The sequence below is a fragment of the Ruegeria sp. CDSA021 genome (assembly GCF_059612325.1).
In genome coordinates this window covers 14,026-40,190 of the sequence record NZ_JBXWQJ010000021.1, presented here as the reverse complement: position 1 = coordinate 40,190, position 26,165 = coordinate 14,026, and the positions used below count along the sequence as shown (strand labels likewise).

25 protein-coding genes are annotated in these 26,165 nt (G+C 57.2%); 15 read left to right on the top strand and 10 right to left on the bottom strand.

What is annotated here, in order from left to right; translation table 11 throughout:
- Positions 1-94: 94 nt before the first annotated feature.
- The 5 genes from AC2FLD_RS20285 to AC2FLD_RS20265 all read right to left on the bottom strand — a co-directional run bounded on the left by AC2FLD_RS20285 (position 95) and on the right by AC2FLD_RS20265 (position 5,909).
- Positions 95-1,339, bottom strand: a complete 1,245-nt coding sequence (locus AC2FLD_RS20285; RefSeq protein ID WP_496673367.1) for a Tm-1-like ATP-binding domain-containing protein — start codon at positions 1,337-1,339, stop codon at positions 95-97.
- Positions 1,340-1,361: 22 nt separating this feature from the next.
- On the bottom strand, positions 1,362-2,846 hold the full coding sequence (locus AC2FLD_RS20280; RefSeq protein WP_496673364.1) for an aldehyde dehydrogenase: 1,485 nt from the start codon (positions 2,844-2,846) through the stop codon (positions 1,362-1,364).
- Between the two features lie 6 nt (positions 2,847-2,852).
- Positions 2,853-4,373 (bottom strand): tripartite tricarboxylate transporter permease, encoded by a 1,521-nt coding sequence (locus AC2FLD_RS20275; RefSeq protein WP_496673362.1) that lies wholly within the window; start codon positions 4,371-4,373, stop codon positions 2,853-2,855.
- 7 nt (positions 4,374-4,380) lie between these two features.
- Positions 4,381-4,917 (bottom strand): tripartite tricarboxylate transporter TctB family protein, encoded by a 537-nt coding sequence (locus AC2FLD_RS20270; protein ID WP_496673359.1) that lies wholly within the window; start codon positions 4,915-4,917, stop codon positions 4,381-4,383.
- A gap of 62 nt (positions 4,918-4,979) precedes the next feature.
- Positions 4,980-5,909 (bottom strand): tripartite tricarboxylate transporter substrate binding protein, encoded by a 930-nt coding sequence (locus AC2FLD_RS20265; protein ID WP_496673357.1) that lies wholly within the window; start codon positions 5,907-5,909, stop codon positions 4,980-4,982.
- Between the two features lie 108 nt (positions 5,910-6,017).
- Here AC2FLD_RS20265 and AC2FLD_RS20260 point away from each other — a divergent pair, with 108 nt between their 5' ends.
- Positions 6,018-6,797 carry an IclR family transcriptional regulator gene (locus tag AC2FLD_RS20260; protein WP_496673354.1) on the top strand — a complete coding sequence of 260 codons (780 nt, stop codon included), beginning with the start codon at positions 6,018-6,020 and terminating at the stop codon, positions 6,795-6,797.
- Positions 6,798-6,831: 34 nt separating this feature from the next.
- Positions 6,832-8,184: an aspartate aminotransferase family protein gene (locus AC2FLD_RS20255; protein WP_496673351.1), complete on the top strand. Its 1,353-nt coding sequence runs from the start codon at positions 6,832-6,834 to the stop codon at positions 8,182-8,184.
- Between the two features lie 32 nt (positions 8,185-8,216).
- On the opposite strand, the gene hpaR is transcribed toward AC2FLD_RS20255, so the two are convergent.
- A complete protein-coding gene (gene hpaR / locus AC2FLD_RS20250; RefSeq protein WP_496673348.1) occupies positions 8,217-8,657 on the bottom strand; it encodes a homoprotocatechuate degradation operon regulator HpaR in 441 nt (146 codons plus the stop codon).
- 105 nt (positions 8,658-8,762) lie between these two features.
- Here hpaR and AC2FLD_RS20245 point away from each other — a divergent pair, with 105 nt between their 5' ends.
- The 8 genes from AC2FLD_RS20245 to AC2FLD_RS20210 all read left to right on the top strand — a co-directional run bounded on the left by AC2FLD_RS20245 (position 8,763) and on the right by AC2FLD_RS20210 (position 16,638).
- On the top strand, positions 8,763-9,161 hold the full coding sequence (locus AC2FLD_RS20245) for a 5-carboxymethyl-2-hydroxymuconate Delta-isomerase (RefSeq protein WP_496673345.1): 399 nt from the start codon (positions 8,763-8,765) through the stop codon (positions 9,159-9,161).
- A gap of 3 nt (positions 9,162-9,164) precedes the next feature.
- Positions 9,165-10,673 (top strand): 5-carboxymethyl-2-hydroxymuconate semialdehyde dehydrogenase, encoded by a 1,509-nt coding sequence (hpaE, locus tag AC2FLD_RS20240; RefSeq protein WP_496673342.1) that lies wholly within the window; start codon positions 9,165-9,167, stop codon positions 10,671-10,673.
- Between the two features lie 54 nt (positions 10,674-10,727).
- Positions 10,728-11,570 (top strand): 3,4-dihydroxyphenylacetate 2,3-dioxygenase, encoded by an 843-nt coding sequence (gene hpaD / locus AC2FLD_RS20235; RefSeq protein ID WP_050604460.1) that lies wholly within the window; start codon positions 10,728-10,730, stop codon positions 11,568-11,570.
- A gap of 112 nt (positions 11,571-11,682) precedes the next feature.
- A complete protein-coding gene (locus AC2FLD_RS20230) occupies positions 11,683-13,080 on the top strand; it encodes a pyridoxal phosphate-dependent decarboxylase family protein (RefSeq protein ID WP_496673339.1) in 1,398 nt (465 codons plus the stop codon).
- Positions 13,077-13,931, top strand: a complete 855-nt coding sequence (locus tag AC2FLD_RS20225) for a fumarylacetoacetate hydrolase family protein (RefSeq protein ID WP_496673337.1) — start codon at positions 13,077-13,079, stop codon at positions 13,929-13,931. Before AC2FLD_RS20230 ends, AC2FLD_RS20225 begins: the two co-directional genes overlap by 4 nt.
- Positions 13,928-14,728 carry a 2-oxo-hept-4-ene-1,7-dioate hydratase gene (hpaH, locus tag AC2FLD_RS20220; protein ID WP_496673335.1) on the top strand — a complete coding sequence of 267 codons (801 nt, stop codon included), beginning with the start codon at positions 13,928-13,930 and terminating at the stop codon, positions 14,726-14,728. Before AC2FLD_RS20225 ends, hpaH begins: the two co-directional genes overlap by 4 nt.
- A gap of 11 nt (positions 14,729-14,739) precedes the next feature.
- Positions 14,740-15,795, top strand: coding sequence for an aldolase/citrate lyase family protein (locus AC2FLD_RS20215; protein WP_496673333.1), 1,056 nt, complete (start codon positions 14,740-14,742; stop codon positions 15,793-15,795).
- 60 nt (positions 15,796-15,855) lie between these two features.
- Complete coding sequence (locus AC2FLD_RS20210; RefSeq protein WP_496673330.1) at positions 15,856-16,638, top strand: hypothetical protein; 783 nt, start codon at positions 15,856-15,858, stop codon at positions 16,636-16,638.
- A gap of 24 nt (positions 16,639-16,662) precedes the next feature.
- On the opposite strand, the gene AC2FLD_RS20205 is transcribed toward AC2FLD_RS20210, so the two are convergent.
- Genes AC2FLD_RS20205 through paaG form a run of 4 tightly spaced genes read right to left on the bottom strand, consistent with a single transcriptional unit; the run spans position 16,663 to position 19,811 of the window.
- On the bottom strand, positions 16,663-17,259 hold the full coding sequence (locus AC2FLD_RS20205; RefSeq protein ID WP_496673328.1) for a TetR/AcrR family transcriptional regulator: 597 nt from the start codon (positions 17,257-17,259) through the stop codon (positions 16,663-16,665).
- A gap of 3 nt (positions 17,260-17,262) precedes the next feature.
- Entirely contained in the window at positions 17,263-18,573 is a 1,311-nt protein-coding gene (paaK, locus tag AC2FLD_RS20200; protein WP_496673326.1) for a phenylacetate--CoA ligase PaaK, read from the bottom strand.
- A 24-nt stretch (positions 18,574-18,597) separates the two neighbouring features.
- Entirely contained in the window at positions 18,598-19,023 is a 426-nt protein-coding gene (paaI, locus tag AC2FLD_RS20195) for a hydroxyphenylacetyl-CoA thioesterase PaaI (protein ID WP_496673323.1), read from the bottom strand.
- Between the two features lie 2 nt (positions 19,024-19,025).
- The gene (paaG, locus tag AC2FLD_RS20190; RefSeq protein ID WP_496673321.1) at positions 19,026-19,811 is read right to left on the bottom strand and encodes a 2-(1,2-epoxy-1,2-dihydrophenyl)acetyl-CoA isomerase PaaG; all 786 of its coding nucleotides are present in this window, start codon (positions 19,809-19,811) and stop codon (positions 19,026-19,028) included.
- A gap of 121 nt (positions 19,812-19,932) precedes the next feature.
- Between paaG and AC2FLD_RS20185 the strand changes: the two genes are divergently transcribed.
- The 5 genes from AC2FLD_RS20185 (at position 19,933) to AC2FLD_RS20165 (ending at position 26,137) form a co-directional block, all read left to right on the top strand.
- Positions 19,933-21,948: an FAD-dependent oxidoreductase gene (locus AC2FLD_RS20185; protein WP_496673319.1), complete on the top strand. Its 2,016-nt coding sequence runs from the start codon at positions 19,933-19,935 to the stop codon at positions 21,946-21,948.
- Positions 21,949-22,017: 69 nt separating this feature from the next.
- Positions 22,018-23,037 carry a TRAP transporter substrate-binding protein gene (locus AC2FLD_RS20180; protein ID WP_496673317.1) on the top strand — a complete coding sequence of 340 codons (1,020 nt, stop codon included), beginning with the start codon at positions 22,018-22,020 and terminating at the stop codon, positions 23,035-23,037.
- Positions 23,038-23,094: 57 nt separating this feature from the next.
- A complete protein-coding gene (locus AC2FLD_RS20175; protein WP_050604472.1) occupies positions 23,095-23,598 on the top strand; it encodes a TRAP transporter small permease in 504 nt (167 codons plus the stop codon).
- Positions 23,598-24,950: a TRAP transporter large permease gene (locus tag AC2FLD_RS20170; protein ID WP_496673314.1), complete on the top strand. Its 1,353-nt coding sequence runs from the start codon at positions 23,598-23,600 to the stop codon at positions 24,948-24,950. The genes AC2FLD_RS20175 and AC2FLD_RS20170 overlap by 1 nt, the downstream gene beginning before the upstream one ends.
- Positions 24,950-26,137 carry a cytochrome P450 gene (locus AC2FLD_RS20165; RefSeq protein WP_496673311.1) on the top strand — a complete coding sequence of 396 codons (1,188 nt, stop codon included), beginning with the start codon at positions 24,950-24,952 and terminating at the stop codon, positions 26,135-26,137. Before AC2FLD_RS20170 ends, AC2FLD_RS20165 begins: the two co-directional genes overlap by 1 nt.
- Positions 26,138-26,165 lie beyond the last annotated feature (28 nt).

Sequence of the window (26,165 nt, the reverse complement as noted above, 5' to 3'; positions counted from 1 at the left end):
GTGAATGAAATTCACTCACCAACACTGCATGACTCACACACACAATCGCCAACGATGTCATGCATACTAAGGGGCGGAGCCACCCCCTGAAACATTAGGCTCGCGGCGTCGACTTAACCACGCCACGTTCAACCCAATCATCGAACAGTGCCAGCACGGCATCACAGAACGCGGTATCGTTGATATGGGCGTCCAGTTCGGTCATTGGCACCTGATCGGGCATCACCCGGCGGGCTTCGTCGATCATTTCGGCCAAGGCCTGTGGGTCATACGCCTCTTCGCCTTCCTTGTCCCAAGCTTCGATGCCCTGTAGCGGCAAGAAGAAATGTACAGGCCCCTTGGCCGCGCCCAGCCTATTGGCGAGTTCCCGAATCCAGGCACGCCGTTCAGCCCCGCTGAAGACTGAACTTTTGATCAGCCGGTTGTGCTCATGGAATGGCCGGTCTGCATAGTGTTCGGGGATGTCCTGCCATCCCGCAAAATCCAGCAGATCCAGTGCGCCAGGTGCGACCATCTGCGGGATACCCATGCGCCCGGCATTGGTAACACGGTCTTCACCGCTGGACACGACCGAGCCCGCCATCAGGTTTCCGAATTCCTGCATGCAGAAATCCATCACACAGGCGAACGCGCTTTCGCTGGCCAGTTTTTCATAGGCCATGCCACCCATTCCTGTCGAATGGAACACCGCCACTTCAAACCCACGATCTTCCAGTGCTGGTTTGAGGGTCTTCATGTAGCGCAGGCAGGATGACCCCAGGCTGGTCATGCCAACCAGCGGCTTTCTGCGGTCCGGTGCGAAGGCCGCCTTTGCCGCGCCAACCACGGCCCCGGCCGCCTGACTGAGCGAGGACTGACAAATTGAATTCATACCGTAGAGCCCGCCAGCCCAAAGGATCATCTGAATATCAGGGGCCAGCCGATGTGGCGGGATAAGCGGTGAGAAGCTGACGGTTGAGACGATGTATTTCGGCACGCCCATCGGCAGCGCTTGTGCACAATCCAGCGCAAGATCGGTGCCCATTGTGCCTCCGGTGGCCAGCATCCCGTCAAACCGCCCGTCAGCATAGGCTTGCGCAACCACTTTGGCGGCCCCGGCAGACATGATGCGGAAGGCTTTGTTCTCGTCCCCTTGTGCGATGACCTCATCAATTGTCATGCCACCAGCCGCGGCCACGTCATGCTTTGAGATGTCGGTCGGCGCGGTGGGATCGCCGAGAACGGACACATCCATCGTCAACACATCGGCACCCTGCGCCCGGATTGCGTTTTCGATGAACCGCATTTCGGGTTCTTTGGTGTCATAGGTGCCGATCAACAGGATTGTTTTGTTGGTCATGTGTGCCTCCCTTCCCCAGCGATCAGAGCTTGATCCAGGCAGTTTTCAGATCGAAGTATTTTTCCAACGCGTGCAAAGACTTGTCGTGCCCATTGCCGGACTGGCGCACCCCGCCAAGGGGTACAGTCAGGTCGGCCCCCCCATAAGTGTTCACATGTACCACCCCGGCGCGAACGCCCGCGATCATGCGATGTGCGCGGCCCAAGTTCGAGGTCCAAACCCCACCCGCCAACCCGTAAACTGTCGCATTGGCAAGACCGATCGCTTCTTCTTCATCCTTGAAGGATGTTACAGCCAGAACCGGACCGAAGACTTCGTTTTGGAACAGGGTGTCGGTTTCCTTAACACCAGCCATCACCGTCGGGGCCATGTAGTACCCGCCGGTTTCGGTCAGGATGCGGGATCCGCCGGTGCGAAGATCGGCCCCTTCTGCCCGAGCTTTTGTGACAAATTCCAGATCGGACTCCAGCTCGGACAGGCTGTGAACCGCGCCGATCTGGTTGTTCAGGTCCAACGGATCGCCAACGCGAAAAGCTGCGGCGTGGCGGGTGATCTCGGACAGAAAGTCCTCGTAGATCTCTTCCTGTACCAACAGGCGCGATCCCGCAACACAGACCTGGCCCGAGTTGCGGAAGATGCCGGCTGCCGAGACCTTGGCCGCTTCGGCCAGGTCCGGGGCATCAGCAAAGACGATGTTCGGGGATTTGCCGCCCAGTTCCAGATAACAGCGCTTTAGGTTGGACCGCGCGGAATATTCCAAAAGCCGTCGCCCTGTCGCACCGGACCCGGTGAAAACCACGATGTCGACATCCATCGACAGCGCCAGCGCCTCACCCACAACCGAGCCGCGACCTGTCACCACGTTGAATACCCCGTCGGGCACCCCGGCCTCAGCCGCCAATTCGGCGATCTTCAACAGGCTGAGCGAGGCGCTTTCCGCCGGTTTCAGGACCACGGAGTTGCCTGCCGCCAGTGCCGGGGCAATTTTCCAGCTGCCGATCATCAGCGGAAAGTTCCATGGCACAATCGCACCAACAACGCCAACAGGTGCGTGATGTATCAAACCCAGAACATCATCGCCCGTGGGGGCGATCTGGCCGTACAGCTTGTCGATTGCCTCGGCATAATACCGGAAGGTTGCCGCGGCTGAGAGTGCTTCGGCTTTGTAGGCCATGTTGATTTCGGTGCCGTTGTCGCGAACGCCCAGAACGGCAATCTCCAGCGCGCGGGCTTCGACCAGATCGGCTAGCTTCAACAGAACTTTCTTACGACTCGCAGGGGCCATTCGTGACCAACGCCCATCTTCAAACGAAACCCGCGCTACGCGAACTGCCGCGTCGACATCCGCTGCACTGCCCTCGGCGATCAGCGCCAGAGGCTGACCGTTGATCGGGGAATACACCTGATGTTGAGCACCGTTTTCGCCATCCTGGAAGCGACCGTTTATGAAATGCCCGCGCGGTGCGATTTCCTGTGTGCGCAGCGCGTCAATCGAGGACTGATCCATGAAGCGTTATCCTTGCTGAGTAGTGTCTTCGTCGAGAACCGGTTGCGGTTTGACGCGGTCTTTGTGTTCCTGGATCAGCGAGCGAATGTGCAGCAGGATGATCCCCAGGATCATCACAAACAGGATCGCCGCGATGGGTCGGTCGATGAAATCAAGCGGTGATTTCACACGGGCCATAGCGCTGCGCAGCTTGACCTCCATGATGCCGCCCAGAACCATACCCAAAATGATGGGCACGATCGGCAGGTTCAGGCGTTTCAGGATCAGGCCGACAACGCCGAAACCGGCCGCAATCGCGCAGTCCGTGATCGAGTTTCGCAGGCTGTACACGCCTACAAAGGAGAGGGTCAGGATCATGATGCCCAGAAACCGGGTTGGGATCTGAATGAGCTTCAGCAGCAGGTTGGTCGAAAACAGCAGAAAGATCAGAACGACCACGTTGAGAAGGATCAGTGCCATGTACAGAGCCATGACAAAATCCATTTGTTCCGCAAATAGTTGCGGGCCGGGGATCACATTGTGGACGTAGAAAACCGACAGCATCATTGCCGTCAGCGCCTCACCCGGAATACCCAGCGCCAGAAGTGGGATCATTGCAGCCCCTGGCACGGCGTTGTTGGCCGCCTCGGATGCCACCAGACCTTCGGGTGATCCTTTGCCAAAAGCATCGGGATCTTTCGAGGTTTTTTGAGCGTAGGTGTAAGACAGGAACTGGGACGTAAATTCGCCGGTACCCGGCACCATACCCATCAGAACGCCCAGTGACGACGACACCGTAGCTATTCGTTTCAGGCCCAGAAGCTCTTTCAGGCCGGTAAATATGTTGCCACGAACATGTGCTTCGCCGGGAGCGTGTTCCTTGTCGACCAGCAAAAGCAGCGCCTGGCTGATGGCGAACAGGCCCAACACAACAACGATCAGATCGACGCCCGATGACAGCCAGGTTTGATCAAAGGTGAAACGCCGTGTGTATTTTACAGGCTCCAGCCCCACCGTGTTCAGGAAAATTCCAAAAAACGCCAGCATTGCGGCTGAAAAGGTCTGTCCGCGATGGGCGAGGATCACCAGTAAGACACCCATCAAGGCGGCCAGAAAAATCTCGCGACTGCCGAAATGCGGGGCAACCCATGCCAGAACGGGCGAGAGGACGATCAGGCAAAGGATCGAGAAAATACCACCAAAGAACGAAGCTGAATAGGCCAGTGACAAAGCCCTGTGCCCCTCGCCGCGTTTGGTCATGGGATAGCCGTCATAGGTGGTCAGGGCGTTAACCGCCGTGCCGGGAGTGTTGATCAGAATGGCCGGGATCGCGCCGCCATACATGGACGACCCGTAGATGCCCAGCAGAAGGGTCAGTCCAACGATGGGTTCGAAGGCAAACGTGGCTGGTAGTAGGATAGCGATGGCGACGGCGGCGCCCACGCCGGGCAATGCGCCAATGATGACGCCACCGACGGAACCGATGATCAGCGCCACCATGACCTGCCATTGGGCCAGAATTGCAAAGCCGGAAATCAGGTTGTCCATAGCGGCCTCACAGATAGGTCAGCGCAAAGGCGCGCAGCCCGTCGGGCAGGTATTCATAAATGCGACCCGCCGGGATGTTCACTTGCAGTAGCGCCCTAAAGACGATTGCGACCACAGCGCCAAAGACAAGTGCAATGCAAAAGGCACCCGGCAAACGAAACCCCAAGCGTACTGTCAGAAGGGCTGCAAACAGCATGGTCGAGGGCAGGTACCCAAGCCATGGAACCGCCACGACATAGATCAGGAAATAAACAACGTATTCGAGAGACTTCAGCCAAAACGTGATCTCTCGCAAACGTCCGGGAATACGTGGCGACAGGAATGAGCTCAACAAATGCAGACCGCTGAACACTACCATGCCCCAGATCGCAATGGTTGGCCACAAAGCAGGTTGGGCAAACCACTTTGTCCGTTTGACGACCTGAGTCTCGGTGCCAAGCTGGCTGAGAAGGAACAGTGAGAACACGAAGAACATCGTGGCAAATACGATGTCACCAGGGCGTCGATAGCGCCGGAACATGTCTTGCAAAGTCTTTGCAATCATCGTGGCCTCCTGTTGGATGGAAAGAGGCCCGGCGGTGTTGAACTTGCCGGGCCCGTTCCGGTTTACTCGCCCAGGATCTCTTCGATCTTGGCGAACGAGGCTTTGTCTTGCTCGATCTGAGCATTGGAGGCATCGGGATCCTGCCAGTAAATCAGAGCCCCGGTTTCTTCAGCCAGTTGTTTGGCCTTGTCAGAGCTCAGCGCCTTTTGAGCAGCAGCCGAGATCTTTTCGCGGGCATCCGCTGGTGTGTCCTTATGGACAAACAAGCCGTTCCATAGGGCCAAAGGCAGATCCGGGTTCAGTTCCACGATTGTAGGTGTATCGGGCACCAGCGAAATCCGCTCACCGCCGATGCTGGCAAGAACGTTCACTTGATCCAGACAGGGCAGGATGAGTTGAAGCGTTGTGTTGATTACGTCAACATCGCCCGATGCCAGTGTGTTGCAGTCCAGCGCATCAAACGCCGCTTCGCTGGCAAAGTCGAATCCGCTGCTGACGGCAGCTGCAAAGGTCACTTGGGTGGGCGGCAGAACGGAACCGAAATGGCCAAGTGCGACGTCGTTTTCCTTGCCGTGTTCCGCTAGCTCCTCCCAGCTTGAGAAAGGCGCATCCTTGCTGGATGCGATAACGAACGGGTAGGTCAGGAAGATCCCGATCGGATCAAACGGGTTGGGGTTGAGCTCGGGGATTCCGATTTCGGGGCCAATGACCGGCACGCCGATGACAAAGGAACCGATGGTGTAGCCGTCCGCAGGGGCGGTTGCCACCTCGACGGCACCGGGGAACGGACCACCGCCGCCGCCGGGTTTGTTCACGACTGCGGCTGGCACGCCATACATGGCCTGAAATTCATCGGCGATCATCCGGGTCAGCACGTCCTCCAGATCGCCCGGCGGCCATGGCACTACAAAGCTGACCGGCTTTTCAGGGTACTCGGCCAGTGCAGCGGTTGCTGATGCCACAAAAGCCGCGGCTGTAAGAAATTTCTTCATTGACTCCTCCCATACGTGGTTCATTATTTGATCCGCGTTAACAATAATAATGTTGCTTTGTTAAGTTAGTTCTGTCAAGTATTCCCTGAGCGAGAGGACGTGAAACACATGGGTACTGCCCTTAATGCCCTAAAAATACTGGATTACTTTTCAAACGCGCGACCAGAAATCGGCCTGAGTCACATTGCGCGACTGTCCGGATTGAACAAGGCAACTGCGCTGCGCCACCTGCGTGCGCTTGAGGAATGCGGCCTGATCGAGCAGAACCCCATGACCAAGTCTTATGCCATTGGACCGGCAGCCTTGCGTCTGGCCGCGCTGCGCGAAATCGCCCGGCCCGGCATCGAAAGTGCGCGCCAGAAAATGCAGGTTGCGATGCAGAGCGTTGGTGAAAGCCTGCATCTGTCTCTGTTGGAAAAGACCGTGTTGCAAACCGCATTGGTGGTTGAAACAACGCGGCACAGCGTGCGCGTCAGCCTTGATCCCAGTGAAATTTTGCCGATCAATGCCACGGCTTCTGGCCTTTGTATGCTCAGCTTTGGCCCGACCAGTTTGATGGATCGTTTGGATCAGGACCAGCAGGTGCGGTTCACGGACGCCACGCTCACCGATCCTGATATTATCAAAGAGCGTGTAGCGCAGATCAGTGTCTCGGGTTGGGCCAACAGCAGCGGCAGCTACGAAGAGGGCGTCTTTGGATACGCAGCGCCGATTTTTGGCATCAATCAAGTCGCTCTGGGGACCATCGCAATTGCTGTGCCTGAAGGCCGCGCCACTGAAGACCGCCTGCCATCAATTCTGTCCGCTTTGCACGCTCTTTCGACTGACCTGACCGCAGATTTTGGCGGTCAGTTGCCCGACACCTTTCCAACCGAATTCCACCCGTGACCGAGGGTGAGCAACACTTCCGGAGGCCCGCACCATGAAAGATTCGAACTTTCTGAAGGAAAACAACGCCCGTTATTTCTGGCACCCGATGGCGCATCCTGCCGACAGTCAAAATAACCCGCCGACCATTCTGAATGGCGGTGAAGGTGTCAGCATCATTGATGTCGACGGTCACAAGGCGCTGGATGCCGTGGGGGGGTTGTGGAACGTCAATCTGGGCTATTCCTGCGAACCGGTAAAGCAGGCCATAGCAGATCAGCTGAACGCATTGCCTTATTACTCCACATTTCGCGGAACCAGCAACGACAAGGCCATCGAGTTGTCATATGAGCTGGCGCAGTTTTTTGCGCCAGACGGTTTGACTCGCGCGTTCTTTACGTCGGGTGGATCGGATTCTGTTGAGATCGCGCTGAAGCTCGCGCGGCAATATCACAAGGTTCGAGGCGACGCGGGACGCACCAAGTTTATCAGCCTCAAGCAAGGCTATCATGGCACCCATTTCGCGGCGGCATCAGTCAACGGCAATCAAAAGTTTCGCGCGGTCTATGAGCCGATGATGCCGGGCTGTTTCCATGTGCCCGCCCCCTGGACCTATCGCAATCCGTTTGACGAAACCGACCCCGCACGTCTGGCGCAGCTATGCGTCAAGGCGTTGGAGGCCGAGATTGCGTTTCAGGGGGCGAACACGGTTGCGGCATTTATCATGGAACCGGTTCTGGGGGCTGGGGGCGTGATCCCACCGCACAAAAGCTTCATGCCCATGGTGCGCGAGGTTTGTTCCAAACACGGTATCCTGTTGATCTCGGACGAAATCATCACGGCATTTGGCCGCACTGGCAGCGAAAGTGGTGCTCGGCATTGGGGTGTTCAGCCGGATATCATGACAACAGCGAAGGCGATCACCAACGGGTACTTTCCCTTTGGCGCTGCAATGATTTCAGGCGCTGTCGCCGAGGTATTCGAAAAGGACACCACCGGGCTCGCATCCGTCGATCAAGGATACACCTATTCCGGCCACCCGGTCGGGGCTGCGGCGGCGCTGGCTACCCTGTCCGAGATCAACCGACTGCGGATTTGGGAAAATGCGGCGGCGCGTGGGGATGAATTGTTTGCCGGATTGCAGAAGCTGGCCGAAAAACACGAGGTGATCGGCGACGTGCGGGGCGGAGAGGGTCTGATGTGTGCGCTCGAGCTGGTTTCCGACCGGACGACCAAGGCTCCCATCGCCAAACACCTGCCGTTGCAGGTTCAGAAGGCGGCTTACGAAGATGGCGTGATGGTGCGCGTATCCGGCAACAACATCATTCTGTCACCTCCGCTGATCATCACTTCGGGCGATGTGGCCAAGATCTTGTCAGCGTTGGATGCCGGCCTGTCGACTCTTTGAGCTTTCACCGGCCCCGTCTGCTGTAGGCGGGGTCAAACTTTGACGGCCTGTAATTCCTCCAGCAGGTCCAGCAATTGGTCCAGCTTTTCACGACCCATCTGAGCCTCGATATTGCTGGAGATCGCAAGTGACGTGGCCAGGTTTTCCTTTAGGATAGACCGACCCGCATCGGTAATCGTAACCATGGTGCGGCGCTTGTCGTCACTGTCCTGACGGCGGGTGATCTGTCCATCAGCCTCCATCGTGCGCAAGATGCGGGTCACGCTTGGAAGCAGCAGGCAAGCCTCGTGCGCAATGGTGCTTTGTTCCACTTCGCCCAGCTCATCCAGAACGCGCAGGATGCGCCATTTCTGTTCGGTTATCTGGATGCCTTGCAACATGTCCCGTATCGGGGCCATCACGGTTTCACGGGCTCGCAACAGCGCAATCGGAAGGGATCTGGCAGTGCTTTTGATATGGCTTTGAGTGGTCATGCGGCCTTCTAGAGTGGTGTTTCGGAAATTGCAAAGATTAACAAAGCAATCTCTTGACAGGTGGGATGCTAGAAACTAAACATGTTAAGTAATAAGGGAGGAACCATGCCACATTTCCACGTCGAATATTCCGGCAATCTGGAAGACAAGATCGACATGGGTGGCCTGTGCGAATGCATAAGGGCAACAGCTGCCGGGATCGACGCTTTTCCAATGCCGGGGATTCGCGTGCGCGCGACGCGTGTGGACCACTATGCCATTGCGGATGGGGGTCTGGCGCATGGTTTTGTCGATATTTCGATCCGTCTGCGCGCAGGTCGGTCCGAGGATGTCAAACAGGACGCGACGCAGCGCGTATTTGACGCGGTCAAAGCCTATCTGGCGCCCGCCCTTTCGCAGCATTCCATCGCTCTGTCGTTAGAGATGCGCGATATCGACCCCAAGCTTTCGCCCAAGACCGGCACGATCCGCGACCACCTGGCCGCGACCACGCAGGAGACCTGAAGCATGAGTGCGCTGGATACAAATATCGAGAAGCTGTCGGGCTTTCTGGCTCGGTTCAGAGAAACCGGCATCCGCAATCGCATTGCTGGCGAAGACCGAGACGGATCTGCAGGGGTATTCCAATCTACCTCGCCTGTCGATAAATCCGTGATCTGCGATGTTGCCCATGGCACGGCCGATGACATCGACGCGGCGGCCAAGGCCGCTCATGCGGCCTTCGCTGAATGGCGCGACATGCCTGCCACTGACCGCCGCCGAATCTTGTTGCGCGTTGCAGATGCCATCGAAGCCCGAGCCGAGGAAATCGCGCTATGTGAATGCTGGGATACAGGCCAGACGTTGCGCTTCATGTCCAAGGCCGCGTTGCGTGGGGCTGAGAACTTTCGGTATTTTGCAGATCAGGTGGTTCAGGCGCGCGACGGACAACATCTGAAGTCCCCGACCCTGATGAACGTCACCACCCGCGTTCCCATCGGCCCGGTTGGTGTGATCACCCCATGGAATACACCATTCATGCTGTCGACATGGAAGATCGCGCCTGCGCTGGCTGCAGGCTGCACGGTGGTTCATAAGCCCGCAGAAGACTCTCCCCTGACCGCCCGCCTGTTGGTGGAAATCGCCGAAGAAGCTGGATTGCCCAAAGGTGTGTTGAATACGGTCAACGGATTTGGTCCCGACGCAGGCAAGGCGTTGTGCGAACATGAACTGATCGAGGCCATAGCATTTGTGGGCGAAAGCCGCACCGGTAGCCTTATCGTCAAGCAAGGCGCAGATACGCATAAGCGCAATCATCTGGAGCTGGGTGGAAAGAACCCTGTGATCGTGTTCGATGACGCAGATCTTGACCGTGCATTGGATGCGGTGATCTTCATGATCTATTCGATCAACGGCGAACGCTGCACTTCGTCTTCGCGGTTGTTGGTGCAGGATACGATTAAGGAAGAGTTTGAGGCGAAACTGGTCGAGCGTGTGAACAACATCAAGGTGGGCCACCCGTTGGACCCGGCAACCGAGATTGGCCCGCTTGTAACTGAAGAGCACTACAACAAAGTCACCAGTTACTTCGACATCGCCAAAGAGGATGGTGCGACTGTTGCCGCTGGTGGCGTAAAGGTAGGCGACGCGGGGTACTTTGTCCGCCCGACACTCTTCACCAATGCCACCAACAAGATGCGTATCGCACGTGAAGAGATCTTTGGTCCTGTTCTGACCTCTATTCCGTTCGCAACCGAGGACGAGGCGCTTCAGATTGCCAACGACACGCCTTATGGCCTGACAGGCTATGTCTGGACCAACGATCTGACCCGCGCCTTGCGCTTTACAGACAAGCTTGAGGCTGGGATGATTTGGGTGAATTCAGAAAACGTGCGTCACCTGCCCACGCCCTTTGGTGGGGTCAAAGCGTCCGGCATCGGGCGGGACGGCGGTGATTGGAGCTTTGAGTTTTATATGGAGCAAAAGCACATCGGTTTTGCCACCGGTCAGCACAAGATTATGCAATTGGGGACATAAACCCCTCAGGCGATCCCGGACCGGGGCCGCCAGAACGCATCAGGAGGAACCGCCATGGGAAAGATCGTACAGGCCGCAAAAATCACGCATGTGCCCAGCATCTGGATGTCCCACACGATGCCGAAATACAAAGGTATCCGGCAATCTGCCATTGATGGGTATGCCCGCCTGCGTCAGGACGCGATAGACCGCGAGGTCGAGACGTTCATTGTGTTCGATACCCATTGGATCACCAATCAGGGGTTTCACCTGAACACGAAAGAACACCACAAGGGTCGTTTCATCAGCCACGAATTGCCGCATATGCTGGCGGATATGGAGTTCGACTATCGCGGCGATCATGAACTTGGGGAAACGATCCTTGACGTTCTGCGCGAGCGTGGAGAGCGGGCGCTGGGCCATTCGCACCCGGACATGGGCATGGAATACGGCACCCTGTTGCCTATGCATTTCATCAACGAAGGGGTTAACGCGCGGGTTTTGCCCGTGGCGGTCAATCAATTCTCATCGATTGCGGAAAACCGGGTTTGGGGTGAGGCCATTGCCGAGGGCATCCGGCGATCTGACCGCAACGTGTCTGTACTGGCGTCGGGGTCGCTCAGCCATGATTTCACGCCGAATGAACGCTCGGTCGAAGGGCTGAACGCAGTGAACGGTGAATTCAACCGCCAGATGGACATGCGCGTGATGGAATTGTGGGAACAGGGCCGTTTCGAAGAATTCCTTGAAATGCTGCCCGACTACGCCAAGAAATGCGCCGGAGAGTGTGCCATGAACGACACCGCCTTGTTGTTCGGCGCGCTGGGTTGGGGCAGCTACAAGGGCAATATCGACATCTATACCCCGTATTTCGGCAGCTCTGGCACAGGTCAGGCCAATGTCAGTTTTTCGGTCTGACGCCGGACACCGGGGGCGGTTTCATGAAATATAAACAAACCCGTTCGTTGTGGCCCTGTATCTTTCGGGGGCCGGGCGGGTTGATTTTTCTGCGACAACAAAAGGCTAATGCATGGATTGGGACACGTTTTCGCATTGGGGTCAGCACATTTCAAAATGGGCAGCCGATTACCATAAGACACTTGCTGAACGTCCCGTGCGCGCGCAGACCGCACCAGGGGAAATTGCGGCCCAGCTTGTGGCTACCCCGCCCGAGGCGGGTGAGCCTATGGATGCCATCATGGCCGATTTCGAACGGATCGTGATGCCGGGTATCACCCATTGGCAACATCCACGCTTTTTTGCCTATTTCCCCGCCAATGCCGCTCCACCGTCGATGCTGGCCGAGATGTTAGTGACGACGATCGCGGCGCAATGCATGTTGTGGCAAACCTCGCCAGCCGCGACCGAAGTCGAAGGTGTCATGGTCGACTGGTTGCGACAGTCACTTGGATTGCCTGAAGGCATGACCGGAGTTATTCAGGACAGCGCCTCTTCGGCGACTTTGTCGGCGGTTCTGACTATGCGGGAACGGGCCACGGGCTTTACCGGCAACCGCGAAGGTCTGAACACCAAGGGTGCGCTGCGGATCTATTGCTCGGATCAGGTACACTCGTCCATCGACAGGGCCTGCTGGGTTGCCGGGATTGGGCAGGACAATCTGGTCAAGCTGCCGACATCGGGTTCCAACTTTGCAATTGATGCCTTTGCACTTGAGGCCGCCATTCAAAGCGATATCGCAGCCGGTCATGTTCCGGCCGGTATTATTGCGATCACAGGTGGAACCGGCGTTGGTGCCTGCGATGATCTGACCCTTGTGGCAGACATCGCGCAAAAACACGACTTGTATACCCATCTCGACGCGGCATGGGCTGGGTCCGCAATGATCTGCCCCGAATTCCGCGAGCTCCTATGGCAGGGCGCCGACCGTTATGACAGCATCGTTTTCAACCCGCACAAATGGATGGGCGCACAGTTCGATTGCGCCATCCAGTTCCTGGGAGACGCCGCGCCGCAACTCAATACGCTGAAGATCGAACCGGAATACCTCAAGACAACCGGAGCAGAGGTGACGAATTACTCTGAGTGGACCATCCCTCTGGGCCGTCGGTTCAGAGCGTTGAAGATCTGGTTTCTGTTGCGCTCATACGGATTGGAAGGACTGCGCGAGCGCATCCGCAACCACGTGACCTGGGCCCAGGAACTCGCCGATCAGATCGGAGAGATGGAAGGGTTCGAGATCACCACCGGTCCGATCCTGAGCCTTTTTTCATTCCGTTGCCCAGGTGATGATGCACAGCAGCAGCGGCTGGTCGACGCGTTGAACGATGACGGGCGGATCTATCTGACCCAAGGCTTGTTCGATGGCCGCAAGATCATCCGCTTTCAGGTCGGGCAGTTCGATACCACCCGGGATGACGTGCTGATGGCAGCGGACGTGATCCGGGAAGTTTGGGAGACAATTGAATGAAGTTTGCAACTTTCTTCGCGGGCGAAGAGCGTTTTTTCGGAGCAATCACCGATGAAGGTGCCATTGCATTGAACCAAGCGTTCCCGGATCACAACAGCCTTTACGAGGTGATTGCCGCCGGGGCCTTCGATCAACTTGCAAAAGCTGCCGAAGGCAAACCCGTCACCCATACCGAGTTCACCTATGAAATGGTAATGCCCGATGTCCGTCGTATTCTTTGTGTCGGGGTGAACTTTCCCGACCGGAACGCGGAGTACAAAGATGGCAGCGCGCAGCCAAAGTACATGTCGCTGTTCCCGCGCTTTGCCAGCGGCTTTACTGGCCACGACTGCCCGCTGATCCGGCCGCCGGAAAACCACACACTGGACTATGAAGGCGAAGTGGCCATCGTGATTGGCAAGGCTGGCCGCCGCATTTCTCAGGAAGAAGCTTACGATCACATCGCGGCGCTGACCCTGTGCAATGAAGGCACCATTCGCGACTGGGTGCGGCACGCCAAGTTCAACGTCACGCAAGGCAAGAACTGGGATAACTCGGGGTCCATAGGCCCTTGGCTGGTGCCTTTCACGGATGCAGCCCAACTGGATGATGCTCGCATCCAGACCCGCGTGAACGGTGAGCTTCGTCAGGACGACACGCTGAGCCGCATGATGTTCCCAATCCGTCGCGAGATAGAATACATCTCAACCTTCATGACGCTTCAGCCCGGTGACATCATTGTCACTGGTACACCGACCGGGGCAGGGGCACGGTTCGACCCACCGAGATATCTGGTACCCGGAGATGTGGTCGAGGTGTCCGTCGAAGGTATCGGCACCCTGCGCAATACCATTGAGGACGAACGGGTATGACGCCCGAGGACCACGCCCGTGCAGCAGCCGATCTGTTGCAGGCTGAACGCAGGGGCGAACAGATCGGCCTGCTTAGTCTGCGCCATCCCGAGATGGGCATGGATGATGCCTATGAGGTTCAGAACGCCATCTATCATCAGAAACTGGCCGAAGGCCGCAGGGTGATCGGGTGGAAGATCGGGCTGACCTCGAAGGCAATGCAATATGCGTTGAATATCGACATTCCAGACAGCGGTATTCTGTTCGACGATATGGTCTTCGACAATGGTGCAACCGTTCCGGCAGGCCGTTTCATTCAGCCCCGGGTCGAAGTCGAGATCGCCTTTGTCATGAAGTCCGCCATTGGCGGCGAAGACGTATCTCGCGAAGAGATTATCGCCACCACGGGTTACGTCGCACCGGCAATAGAAATTCTGGATACCCGAATTCAAAGAGCAGATTCCGAGACCGGTAAGACCCGTACGGTCTTTGACACGATCAGCGATAATGCCGCCAATGCGGGCATCGTGTTGGGTGCAGAGCGTCACGCAATCGATGCATATGATCTGCGTTGGGTCGGGGCGCTTACCTTCCGCAATGGCGAGATTGAAGAAACCGGACTGGGTGCCGGTGTGTTGAACGATCCTGTTGAAAGCGTGGTCTGGTTGGCGCGTCGCATGGCGCAATACGGGCAAAGCATCGAACCTGGGCAACTCATTTTGTCCGGCAGCTTCATCCGCCCCGTCGAATGCCCCTCGGGCACCAAAGTTCACGCGGATTTTGGGCCGTTTGGCTCGGTCGATATCAATTTCGCCTGAAAGGAACGCTAATGCCCGCGCCACATAATGTATTCAAGGCTGCGCTGAAGGCCGGAACTCCTCAGATCGGATGCTGGGTTGGTTTGGCCAATGCCTACGTAGCCGAAATCGCCGCCACCGCGCAATTCGATTGGTTGCTGGTTGATGGGGAGCACGCGCCCAACGACCTGCGCTCAATCCTGGAGCAGGTCCGCGTGATTGAGGGGTCTGGTAGTGCGCCGGTCGCACGCCTGCCGATTGGCGAAACCTGGATGATCAAGCAATATCTGGACGCCGGCGTGCAGAATATTCTGGTGCCGATGGTCGAAAGCGGCGATCAGGCACGCGAACTGGTGCGGGCTGTGCAGTACCCGCCGCATGGCGTTCGAGGTGTTGGATCATCTCTGGCGCGGGCGTCACGCTTTGCGGCGATCCCCGATTATCTGAAAACCGCCGACGAACAGATTTGCTTGCTCGTGCAGGTCGAGAACAACAAGGGTATGGACGCGCTGGACGATATTCTGGCGACTGATGTGGACGGGGTGTTTATTGGCCCTGCCGACCTGGCTGCTGACATGGGCCATCTGGGAAAAGCGGACCACCCTGACGTAGTTGCGGCGGTGCTGGATGCAATCCGCCGTATTGTGGCAGCGGGTAAAGCCGCTGGGATTTTGACACTGGACCCGGATCTTCAACGCAAATGTCTGGATCTTGGCGCTACTTTCGTAGCCACCAACATCGACGTGACCTTGTTTGCCAAAGCCATCCGGTCTGCCGCTGTCGCGGGCCTAAACCTGTTGCCTGATCAGACTGCAACGGGCATTGCGCAGACGGGTGCGGCCTCAAAATACCTTCAGCAACTCTGCAAACATTGGTCGCACAAGGCCGAGGTCTCATTTGACGCAGTAAATGGCAGCGTGTCATTCCCTGACGGAGATCGGCTGGCATTGACGGCAGATGCAACCACTTTGACCGTGACAGCCGCTACTGGTCCGCGTGGTGATCTGCGTCGTTGGCAACAGGTGATCGAGGCGCATTTGACACGCTTTGCCTTTCGAGAAGAGCTGAACATCGACTGGACCGCTTGATGTTTTCGATGCGGCAACACTAAATGCGGATGTTACGCGTGGGTTAAGTCAAAAGGGTCGATGCTGAAGGTTGTTGTACATCAAGGGTTTCACAAAACCGGAACCAGAACCCTGCAAACGATGCTGTACAGGAACCGTTTCCAGCTAAAGGACCGTGTGAATGTTCTGGTGCCGCGGGATTTGAAAGAAGCTGGTTTTGCCGCACGCCGTTATTCTGTCGCACCAAACGAAAGAACGCTTCAGAAATTTCGCCAGATGTTCCGGCAAGCTCTGCTGCCATTCGAGGGCCAGACTGACGCGCCGTTGTTGATCAGCAGCGAAGAGTTTGCTGGTATGATCCCGGGACGTAAAGATGTGTGGTCCTACCACCAAACGCATGTCCTTGCTGAAGTCATCTTGGATGAAATCAACAGGTTCGCTGACAACAAGGCACGGATCACATTCTTTTACACGACCAGAGATGCCCCCGATTGGATCAAGAGCGCGTATTGGCAGAACATTCGCGGAAACAGAATACAAGAAGACCTTTCCGAATATGCGGAACTGCTGAACCCGGGCGCTGACCTCGAGAGTGTTGTGGGCCGGGTCGCGGCACAGATGTCTTCACGAGCCGAAGTCATCTCTCTGAACATCTCGGGTCTGAGCGATCGTCTGTTTCCCGTCACCAAGGTGCTTTCGATTTTGAATGTACGGTCGGACGATCTGACACCCGTCAGTAACCTGAATGTTCAGCCGGTTGGGGCCGCGGAACATTTCCTTGAACTGAACCGATCAAACATGACGGACGAGGATGTCATGGCCGCAAAGCAAGCCTACCTGGACAGGTTCAAAGCTGTGACATAGCGCCTTGTGCGCACCGCTGCGTGCCTACAGCTTTGGTACGCCTTGAACCGTCAGCGTGCTGACCAGATCGGCGTAGTTTTCGCGGGCTTTGGGGCCCGCGCCGGTGTTCCACATGTAATACCAGTTCAGCATCCCAAAGACTGACATTGTGGCACCGCGCAACTTGTCTTTGGCATCATCGAAAGTTTCGGGAGACAACTCCTTAAGGATGTCGCGCACAAAATTTACCAAATCAAGCTGATAGCCTCGTAGCAGTTTCTGCTGCTCGTCTGTCAGTGCGCTTATGCCGCTGATTTGTACGCGATGCTCGTCATCCGCGCCTTGATAGGCGAACAGGATTTCGCGAACCGCCTTGCGCAGCTTCTGCTCGGGGTTCAAACCGCTCAGATCCACGTTGCAGATCCGATCCCTTAGCTCGCGCAGATAGGTTTCAAGGATGTCATATAGGATGGCATCCTTGCTGTCGTAGTAATGGTAGATGTTGGCCTTCGAGATCCCGCACTCTTTGGCCAGCAGAGTCATCGACGCACGATCAAACCCCTGATCGGCAAACACTTTGGCCGCCATCTTCAGGATCTGTTCCCGCTTTTTGTCGTGGTCTTTGGCGATTGTTCGGGCCACGGTTTATTCCTTATCGCGATTGTCGACGACACGCTTCGCCTTGCCCTGAGAGCGTTCGACGTCGCCGGGGTCACCTACAACAATTTCAGTTGAAACACCAACGACGTCCTTGATCCGCTTGGTCAGCATTCGGGCCGCCGCGGTTTTGGAGAGCTCGTCGGTGGAATCCGGTGAGGATTCAACAAAGACCCGCATCGCATCCATGCGGCCCGACTTATAAAGTTCGATCTGATAATAGGGGGCAAGACCGCCTGTCGCCATGACCTGTTCTTCAATCTGGCTAGGGAAGACATTGACGCCACGCAGGATCATCATGTCGTCACTTCGGCCTGTGATCTTTGCCATCCGGCGCATGGACCGTGCTGTTCCCGGCAGAAGGCAGGTCAAGTCGCGCGTGCGATAGCGGATCATCGGCAGCCCTTCCTTGGTCAGGGTTGTGAACACCAACTCGCCGATTTCGCCATCGGGTAGGACCTCACCGGTTACGGGGTCAATGATTTCAGGAAGGAAATGATCTTCCCAGATCACCGGACCGTCCTTGGTTTCAACGCATTCATTGGCCACCCCAGGACCCATGATTTCGGACAGGCCATAGATATCGACCGCATGCATATCAAAGGCGGCCTCGACCTCGGCGCGCATGGCGTCAGTCCAGGGTTCAGCGCCGAAAACACCAACTTTCAATGAGCTTTCACGGGGGTCGAGACCAGCTTTGTGGAACTGCTCAAGGATATTGAGCATATAGGACGGCGTCACCATAATCCCGTCGGGCCGGAAGTCGTTGATCAGGTTGACCTGCTTTTCGGTTTGCCCGCCGGACATGGGGACGACGGTCGCGCCAAGCCGTTCGATTCCGTAATGGGCGCCCAACCCACCGGTGAACAAGCCATAACCATAGGCGTTGTGTACCATGTCACCCTTGCGCAACCCCGACGCGCGCAGGGAACGCGCGCCCAAGTCCGCCCAATTGTCGATGTCATTCTTGGTGTAACCCACAACCGTCGGTTTGCCCGTCGTGCCAGATGAAGCGTGCAGGCGAATGATCTCGCTGCGCGGAACTGCGAACAGACCGAAGGGATAGTTGTCACGCAGATCGTTTTTGTGTGTGAACGGAAATTTTGCCAGATCGGACAGCTGCTGTAGATCGTCAGGATGCACGCCGGCCTCGTCAAACCGCTGCTTATACATCAGAACGTTGTCATAGGCGTGGCGTACGGACCATTTCAGGCGTTCAAGCTGCGTGGCGCGGATTTCGTCGATCGAGGCGATCTCGATCGGATCCAGGTCCGCTTTGTTTGGGGAAAGGTCTTTCATCGCGTCACTCCTCCAGTCGTGAAGCTATTCTTGAAAATTCTGACCGCCAACTGCGCGGGACATGCCGCGAAACTCAGCGATCAGAGTGTTGTCTTGGTTGATGACGCGAACGTCATAGATGCCGCTTCGACCGGATACAGTGACCTCTGTCGCGGTGGCGGTCAGACGGTCCCCCTTTTTTCCCGGCGCGAGATAGCTCATCATCGTGTGCTGCCCGACAGTGGAAACGTTGCGGCTGTTACAGGCAAAGGCAAAAGCGCTGTCGGCCAAGGCATGAGTAACGCCCCCATGGCACATACCGAACCCGTTACAATGATGGGACGCGACGGTCAGGGTCAGAACGGCGCGACCTTCGTCAACTTCGGCAAGCTCCATGCCGAACCATTTGCTTGCCTCGTCATTTGCCCACATTGCAGCGGCAGATTTTTCGGCGCGTTCTTTTGGGGTCATCCTCAACGTCCCTGAAAATTCGGTGCGCGTTTTTCAAGGAAACTGGATACGCCTTCGGCGTAGTCCGGGCTTTCCCCGCAAGTTTTCATTGCGTTCGCTTCAATCTCAAGCTGATCGGACAGTGATGTGGTGGCCGCCGTTTGAATGCACTGTTTTGTCAGGCCCAGCCCGAGTGTGGGGCCGTTGGCCAATTGCGCGGCAAGCGCGCGAGCCTCAAGCATCAGTTGATCGTCGGGCAGCGCCTTCCAGATCAACCCCCAATTTTCTGCCTGTTTGGCTGAAAGAGGTTGAGCGGTCATGGCCAACCCCTTGGCGCGTGCCTCACCCAACAGGCGCGGCAAGTGCCAGCTGCCACCGGTGTCGGGAATCAGTCCGACTTTGGAAAAGCTCTGGATGAACTTAGCGCTTTCCCCGGCCAGAACCATGTCACAGGCCAATGCCAGATTTGCCCCTGCGCCTGCGGCAACCCCGTTTACGGCGCATATGACAGGGAACTCCAAGGATCGGATCAAGCGGACCAGAGGAGCATAAAACGTTCGCACCGTTTTGCTCAGGTCCGGAGGGCCATCCATTTTGGATGGGTCGCGGTCACCAAGATCTTGACCTGCGCAGAACCCGCGCCCCGCTCCGGTCAGCAATATCGCGCGGGCTCCGTTTTCGCGTGCGGTTTTTAACGCGTCCTGAAGGGCAACGTGCATGTCCTCATTGAACGCGTTCAACTTGTCGGGGCGGTTCAGGGTGATTTCGACCCAGTTCCCGTGGTCTTGTACAAGTATCGTATCGCTCATGGCTGTCTCTTCTGGTCTCGTTTCAACTTAATCATTGCATTAACCGAACGGTTGGTCAATATATAAACCTGTACCGAATCTGGACCGATCAAAAGGGTTGCCGATGTTGCAGTCGTCGCTGGTGAGCGTTGAATTTAAGGGTGACGTGGCTTGGGTCACGGTCAACAACCCGCCAGTGAACGCAACCTCTACTGCGGTTCGGCAGGGGCTGTCCGATGCGGTTGATGCGGTTCAAGGCGCGCGTGTGGCGGTGCTGTGCTGCGCGGGCAGAACCTTTATCGCAGGCGGTGATATGGCCGAGTTTGATGCGGCGCCGGTTGAGCCACATTTGCCGGACGTCGTTCAGAAGGTCGAAGATAGCAAAGTGCCGTTTGTCGCCTGCATTCATGGTAATGCGCTGGGCGGCGGGTTCGAGATCGCCATGGCCTGTGCCTGGCGGATCGCCGCGCCCGGTACGGGTTTTGGTCTACCCGAGGTCAATGTGGGGCTGATCCCCGGGGCGGGGGGCACCCAACGTTTGCCGCGTCTCGTGGGAATGCAGGCTGCAATCGACATGGCGTGTTTTGGTAAAACTCTGAAAGCCGAAGCGCTGGCCGAACTCGGGGGCATTGATCTGGTCGCCGAAGACCCGAAGGTTGCAGTGCTGAGTTTTGTTGCCACGCTGCCCGAACGTCCGATACCTGTCAGCCAGCGTTCCGTGCCGGAGTTCGCGTCTGATCTGTTGGAAACAAGCCGTCAGGCGTTGCAGAAGCGCGCCAAAGGGCAGCAATCACCACTGGAAAACCTGACCGCGCTGAGTTGGGTGTCCGAACCGTTCGCTGAGGGTCAGCCGAAAGAACGCGCCCGCCACCTGGCTCTGCGCCAAAGCGCTGAAAGCCGGGCGCTGCGCCATGCTTTCTTTGCCGAGCGCGTGGTGTCCAAGCCCGCTTTGATAAAGGGCGCCACTGCGCGCGACATTACCCGGATTGCCGTTGTGGGCGGCGGGTTGATGGGTGCAGGTATTGCCACGGCCGCGCTGAATGGTGGATTGTCGGTCACTCTGATCGAGCAGAACGCCGAGGCTGCATCGGCGGCGCAAGGGCGGGTTGAATCTCTGCTTCGGGGTGCCGTTAAACGGGGCAGGATGTCCGAGGCACAGCTGCGGGATTACCTGTTCAAATTTAAGGCTGTCGACGGCTATGCCGCTGCTGCGGATGCAGAGTTGGCTATCGAGGCAGTGTTCGAAGACCTGTCTGTCAAGCAGGCGGTGTTTGCGGAATTGGCCAGGTACATGAACCACGATGCGATCCTGGCCACGAATACATCCTACCTGAACCCGGTGGACATCTTTGCGTGTGTTGAAAACCAGGCCCGCTGCATTGGTCTGCATTTCTTCAGCCCAGCCCATGTGATGAAGCTGCTGGAAATAGTACATATGCCGCAGACATCTCCGGATACCGTTGCCACTGGCTTCGCGCTGGGCAAAAAGCTGCGAAAGGTTTCGGTTCTGTCCGGCATATGCGACGGCTTTATCGGCAATCGCATGTTGGCCGCCTATCGGCGCGAGGCCGACTATTTGCTGGCGGATGGGGCGCTGCCCTATCAGGTGGACGCAGCGATGCGGGCGTTTGGGATGCCCATGGGGCCTTATGAGTTGCAGGATCTGACTGGTCTTCAAATCGCCTGGGCCAACCGACAGCGCAATGCCGCAACTCGCGACCCAAACGAACGCTACGTGCGCATCGCCGATCAGTTGTGCGAGATGGAGCGTTTTGGTCAGCGAGCGGGCAAGGGTTGGTATCGTTACTCAGATGGCGACCGTACCCCGGTCCGGGACCCTGAGGTTGAGGCGTTGATTGAAACCTACTCGGCCGAACAGGGAATCACCCGCCAGCGCTTTTCACAGCAGGACATTTCCTCGCGTATTCTGGCGGTTCTGGCCAATGAGGGTGCTTTGATCATCCAGGACGGAATCGCAGAAAACACGGAGGCTGTCGATATGGTACAAATCCATGGGTACGGTTTTCCACGTTGGCGTGGAGGGCCAATGAACTACAGCAAGGAGATCGGTATCGACGTGTCCCACGCAACGATGCTGACCGTTGCAGACGAAAACCCCGGTTCGTGGCGCATCGCGAACCATCCGGGGGGTCTTTAACATGTTGATGGTTACAAAAGTGACCATTAACGCATTCTTGACTTATGTTTCACTGGGAGGAGACAGACCATGAAATTCACCAAGCTAAGCACTTTATTGGCGTCGGCCGCGCTGGCCGTTTCTGGCACAGTGGCGATGGCGGCAGACTATACGCTGACCATCTCAAGCTGGGCACCGCCGACTCATGGCATCAACGCCAAGATGTGGCCGAAATTCGTCGAAATGGTTGAAGAGGCAACAGACGGTCAGGTCACGGCTGAACTCAAGCTGGGTATTGCACCGCCACCGGCGCAGATGGACCTGATCATGGATGGTGCGGCTGATGCTTCGATCATCTTCCACGGCTACCAGCCGGGTCGCTTTGTCACCACCAAGATGATCGAACTGCCCGGGTATGAGGGTTCGGCCGAGGACGCCTCGGTCGCTTATTGGCGCACATATGACAAGCACCTCAAGGCGGCGGATGAGCATCGCGGCGTGAAGGTGATCGCCCTGCACACGCATGGTCCTGCCCAGTTGCATTCCAGCAGCCCGGTGACCACGCTGGAAGAGGTGTCGGGTCTCAAGGTGCGTATCCCAGGTGGCGTTGGCGGGGATGTCGGCACGGCGCTGGGCGCGACCGGCATTCAGGTGCCTGCGCCGAAAGTATACGAAACCCTGGCTTCGAAAGCTGCGGATGGGGTTGTGATGCCCTTTGAATCCCGCAAGGGTTTCAAACTGACCGAAGTGGCGCAGAACGTCTACGAAGTTCCGGGCGGCCTTTATCGCGGATCGTTTGCTTTCATCATGAATGAAGACACCTTTGCCGATCTGCCCGAAGACCTGCAGGCCGCACTGGAAGAGAATGTCTTTGGCGAACCACTGAGCCGCGAGATCGGTAAGATCTGGGACGAGATCGACGCCATCGGTCGTGAAGCAACCGAAGCCACCGAAGGCAACGCGATCAACGCGGCATCTGCTGAAGATCTGGAGCAATTCAACACGATTGCCGTGGATGTACGCGCCAAGGTCATTGACGAAGTTAACGGCGCGGGCGTCGACGCTCAGGCCGCCTACGACATGATCGTAAATGAAATGGCTGCCCAGTAACGCAGCCGGGCTGGCGGGCTTAAACCGCCAGCCCTTTTCACCCGCCGGGGACCAATCATGCACTCACTCGTGACCTTTGCGCGACGCATCAGTGTCGTTCCGACGCTGCTGGCCTGTGTGGCGCTGTTCATCCTGATGGTGATGACCTTTTTCGACGTTATCCTTCGTTCCGTCTTCAACGCCCCTATTGAGGCGGCAACCGAGTTGACCCGGATTCTGATGGCGATCCTTGTCTTCTCGGTCCTGCCCATAATCTCGGCTGGGCGCGGACAGATCGCTGTGGACCTGACAGATGGGATTTTCGCACGTTTACGGCTAAGCCGGGTGCGTGATGCGATTGTGTATCTGGTGTCCGGCATCATGCTGATCTGGCCGATCCAGCGCGTCTGGGTGCTGGCGGAACGGGCGCGGGATTACGGCGATGTCACCGAATACTTGTCTATCCCGGTCTTCTATCTGGGTTGGTTCATCGCCGCTTTCACTGCGATCACTGCTGTTGCGATGATCATCACCGGGATTTTGCACATTATTGCCCCCCAAGCCTTGTCGGAGCACTCCTAATGACTGCCGCTTTGATCGGTTTCGCCCTTGTCCTTGTTCTGGTGCTGCTGCGCCTGCCTATTGTGTTTGCGATGGGGCTCGTTGGGACGCTTGGCTTTGCATATGAACGCGGTGGCAGCATCCTGTCCGAACGTGGGTTGAAGGCTGCGATGTCCATGGTGGGCCGCCAGATTACCGACACGGCGCAGGATTATGGGCTGTCGGTTGTGCCGCTGTTCATCCTGATGGGGCTGTTCGTAAACAAAGGTGGCCTTGCGCGCGAGCTTTATGCGGTGTCAAACGCCTTCCTTGGCCATTTCCGCGGCGGCATTGCAATGGCCACGGTTGCTGCGTGTGGAGGGTTTTCCGCCATTTGCGGCTCGTCTCTGGCAACGGCGGCAACCATGTCCAAAGTCGCGATGCCGGAAATGCGCCGCTACGGTTATTCGGATGAGCTGTCTACGGCGTCGATTGCTGCCGGCGGTACGTTGGGGATCCTTATCCCTCCATCGGTCATTCTGGTGATCTATGGCCTTTTGACCGAAACTTCGATTGGCAAGCTTTTCGTTGCGGGTATCATCCCTGGCGTGCTGGGCATCCTGTTCTATCTGCTGGCGGTGCGTTGGACCGTTTGGCGCAGACCCGACGCCGGACCGGCAGGGGAGAGGTGCGGCTGGGGCGAACGTCTCTTGGCCCTGCGCTCGGTCTGGGCCGTGTTGCTGCTGTTCTTTCTTGTGATTGGCGGGTTGTACGGTGTGTTTGACTTCCACCCTCTGAACCTCACCTTCAGCCCGACAGAGGCTGCTGGAATGGGCGCGATGGGTGCGTTCCTGATTGCCCTGTCACGGGGCGGGCTGACCCTTGGTTCGACCTTTGAAGTGCTGAAGGAGACCAGTTTCACCGCGGCGGCGCTGTTCTCGGTTCTGATCGGGGCGCAGATCTTTTCGAATTTCATCAACCTGGCCGGTCTTCCTGAAGCGCTGATCACTCTGGTGACGGCCTATGAGGTTGAGCCGTTTGTGGTGATCCTGATGATCCTCGGGATCTACATCATACTGGGCTGTGTCTTTGAATCGCTGTCGATGCTGTTGCTGACGGTGCCGATCTTTTTCCCGTTGGTCACGTCGCTGGGTTATGATCCGATCTGGTTCGGCATCGTTGTCGTCGTCGTGACCGAGATCAGCCTGATCACTCCCCCGGTCGGTTTGAACGTGTTCATTCTGAAAGGTGTGGTTGGGGATGTCTCAACCGGGACCATCTTCAAAGGTGTCACACCGTTTTGGGTCGCGGACATCTTCCGTCTGGCGCTGATCGTTCTGGTGCCGTGGCTGGTGCTGGTTCTGCCGGAGCAGATGGGGGCGATGGGTCACTGATGTTCTCGCTGACCGCACTTCCCATCGGTTTTCACGAAGACCCTTATCCAGCTTATGCTGCGCTGCGCGAGGAAACTCCTGTCTGCCAGCAAGCGGATGGTTCGGTCATCCTGTCGCGCTATGAAGATCTGGATGTGGTGTACCGGGATACGGTGCGGTTCATCTCGGACAAGAAGGCGGTTTTCGGGCCGAAATACGGGGTAGACAGCCCGTTATACGAACACCATACGACCAGTCTGGTGTTCAATGACCCACCGCTGCACACCCGTGTCCGTAAGGTGATGGTTGGTGCGATGAACCCGCGTGCGCTGTCGCAGATGGAGCCGGGCCTGATACAGCTGGTTGATGGCTTGCTGGATCAGATGCAGGCCAAGGGCACTGTTGAGTTGATCGAGGATTTTGCCGGGGCTATCCCGATCGAGATCATCGGCAACTTATTGGGTATACCCCGATCCGAGCGCGGACCTCTGCGAGATTGGTCTCTGGCCATTTTGGGCGCGTTGGAGCCGCAGCTGACTCCGGAACAGGAAGACTGGGGCAACCGCGCGGTGTCGGACTTCAAAGAGTTCTTGCGCCACATCATAGATGATCGTCGCGCCAATCCGGGTGACCCGTCAACGGACGTGCTGACCCGACTGATGCAGGACGACACCGATGGTGGCCTGACAGAAATTGAGCTGTATCAGAACTGTATTTTCATCCTGAATGCTGGGCACGAAACAACGACCAACCTGATCGGCAACGCGCTAGAGCTGCTGGACCGGCATCGGGACAAGCGGGCTGAACTGCTGGCTTACCCGGAGCTTATCAACACCGCCGTGGACGAGTTCCTGCGACTGGAAAGCCCGAACCAATTCGGCAATCGACTGACCACCGAGGATGTCGCGTTTCATGGTCACACCATTCCCACCGGGACGGACATCCATCTTTGCATCGGTGCCGCTAACCGTGATCCGCGGCAGTTTGCCGAGCCTGACGATGTGATCCTGGAACGCCGCCCCAATAGACACCACGCGTTTGCAGGCGGGCCTCATACCTGCGTTGGCCTGACTCTGGCCCGCATGGAGGGCCGCGTGGCGGTCGGTCGGTTTCTGACCCGCTTCCCAGATTATTGCATCACCGAAGGTGCTGAACGTGGTGGCCGCATCCGGTTCCGGGGTTTCGCGCGACTGCCCGCGCAGGTTTGAAATGTACGGCTTGAGGTGTTTTTTGCCA

Bases quoted from the DNA above. Each gene is read 5' to 3' on its own strand.
- AC2FLD_RS20285 (WP_496673367.1), bottom strand. From the start codon at position 1,339: ATGACCAACAAAACAATCCTGTTGATCGGCACCTATGACACCAAAGAA.
- AC2FLD_RS20280 (WP_496673364.1), bottom strand. From the start codon at position 2,846: ATGGATCAGTCCTCGATTGACGCGCTGCGCACACAGGAAATCGCACCG.
- AC2FLD_RS20275 (WP_496673362.1), bottom strand. From the start codon at position 4,373: ATGGACAACCTGATTTCCGGCTTTGCAATTCTGGCCCAATGGCAGGTC.
- AC2FLD_RS20270 (WP_496673359.1), bottom strand. From the start codon at position 4,917: ATGATTGCAAAGACTTTGCAAGACATGTTCCGGCGCTATCGACGCCCT.
- AC2FLD_RS20265 (WP_496673357.1), bottom strand. From the start codon at position 5,909: ATGAAGAAATTTCTTACAGCCGCGGCTTTTGTGGCATCAGCAACCGCT.
- AC2FLD_RS20260 (WP_496673354.1), top strand. From the start codon at position 6,018: ATGGGTACTGCCCTTAATGCCCTAAAAATACTGGATTACTTTTCAAAC.
- AC2FLD_RS20255 (WP_496673351.1), top strand. From the start codon at position 6,832: ATGAAAGATTCGAACTTTCTGAAGGAAAACAACGCCCGTTATTTCTGG.
- hpaR (WP_496673348.1), bottom strand. From the start codon at position 8,657: ATGACCACTCAAAGCCATATCAAAAGCACTGCCAGATCCCTTCCGATT.
- AC2FLD_RS20245 (WP_496673345.1), top strand. From the start codon at position 8,763: ATGCCACATTTCCACGTCGAATATTCCGGCAATCTGGAAGACAAGATC.
- hpaE (WP_496673342.1), top strand. From the start codon at position 9,165: ATGAGTGCGCTGGATACAAATATCGAGAAGCTGTCGGGCTTTCTGGCT.
- hpaD (WP_050604460.1), top strand. From the start codon at position 10,728: ATGGGAAAGATCGTACAGGCCGCAAAAATCACGCATGTGCCCAGCATC.
- AC2FLD_RS20230 (WP_496673339.1), top strand. From the start codon at position 11,683: ATGGATTGGGACACGTTTTCGCATTGGGGTCAGCACATTTCAAAATGG.
- AC2FLD_RS20225 (WP_496673337.1), top strand. From the start codon at position 13,077: ATGAAGTTTGCAACTTTCTTCGCGGGCGAAGAGCGTTTTTTCGGAGCA.
- hpaH (WP_496673335.1), top strand. From the start codon at position 13,928: ATGACGCCCGAGGACCACGCCCGTGCAGCAGCCGATCTGTTGCAGGCT.
- AC2FLD_RS20215 (WP_496673333.1), top strand. From the start codon at position 14,740: ATGCCCGCGCCACATAATGTATTCAAGGCTGCGCTGAAGGCCGGAACT.
- AC2FLD_RS20210 (WP_496673330.1), top strand. From the start codon at position 15,856: ATGCTGAAGGTTGTTGTACATCAAGGGTTTCACAAAACCGGAACCAGA.
- paaK (WP_496673326.1), bottom strand. From the start codon at position 18,573: ATGAAAGACCTTTCCCCAAACAAAGCGGACCTGGATCCGATCGAGATC.
- paaI (WP_496673323.1), bottom strand. From the start codon at position 19,023: ATGACCCCAAAAGAACGCGCCGAAAAATCTGCCGCTGCAATGTGGGCA.
- paaG (WP_496673321.1), bottom strand. From the start codon at position 19,811: ATGAGCGATACGATACTTGTACAAGACCACGGGAACTGGGTCGAAATC.
- AC2FLD_RS20180 (WP_496673317.1), top strand. From the start codon at position 22,018: ATGAAATTCACCAAGCTAAGCACTTTATTGGCGTCGGCCGCGCTGGCC.
- AC2FLD_RS20175 (WP_050604472.1), top strand. From the start codon at position 23,095: ATGCACTCACTCGTGACCTTTGCGCGACGCATCAGTGTCGTTCCGACG.
- AC2FLD_RS20170 (WP_496673314.1), top strand. From the start codon at position 23,598: ATGACTGCCGCTTTGATCGGTTTCGCCCTTGTCCTTGTTCTGGTGCTG.
- AC2FLD_RS20165 (WP_496673311.1), top strand. From the start codon at position 24,950: ATGTTCTCGCTGACCGCACTTCCCATCGGTTTTCACGAAGACCCTTAT.